The organism is Streptomyces sp. HPF1205, assembly GCF_020400825.1.
Taxonomy (GTDB): Bacteria; Actinomycetota; Actinomycetes; order Streptomycetales; family Streptomycetaceae; genus Actinacidiphila.
In genome coordinates this window covers 1-456 of record NZ_JAINVH010000158.1, presented here as the reverse complement: position 1 = coordinate 456, position 456 = coordinate 1, and the positions used below count along the sequence as shown (strand labels likewise).

Annotated in this window: 1 protein-coding gene; it reads left to right on the top strand. The window is 66.9% G+C overall.

Annotation, left to right across the window (positions count from 1 at the left end; genetic code table 11):
- Positions 1 to 447, top strand: a 447-nt coding sequence (locus tag K7G61_RS36090; RefSeq protein ID WP_225851376.1) for a nuclear transport factor 2 family protein, incomplete at its 5' end; no start/stop codon positions are given.
- Between the last annotated feature and the right edge of the window lie 9 nt (positions 448 to 456).

The window sequence follows — 456 nt, the reverse complement described above, 5'->3', positions numbered from 1 at the left end:
CCGCCGTTCACCCGGGAGAGCGCCATAGAGAAGGCCCGCCTGGCGGAAGACGGCTGGAACACCCGCGACCCGCAGAAGGTCGCCCTGGCCTACACCGTGGACTCGCACTGGAGGAACCGCGCGGAGTTCGCCACCGGCCGTGACGAGATCATCGCCTTCCTCACCCGCAAGTGGAACAAGGAGCTGGAGTACCGGCTCATCAAGGAGCTGTGGGCCTTCGACGGCGACCGCATCGCGGTGCGCTTCGCCTACGAATACCGCGACGATTCGGGCAACTGGTTCCGTGCTTACGGCAACGAGAACTGGGAGTTCGACGCCAACGGCCTGATGCACCACCGCTACGCCGCCATCAACGAACTCCCCATCAAGGAGTCGGAGCGCAAGTTCCACTGGCCCCTCGGACGCCGCCCCGACGACCACCCCGGCCTGAGCGACCTCGGCCTCTGACCGGCCACC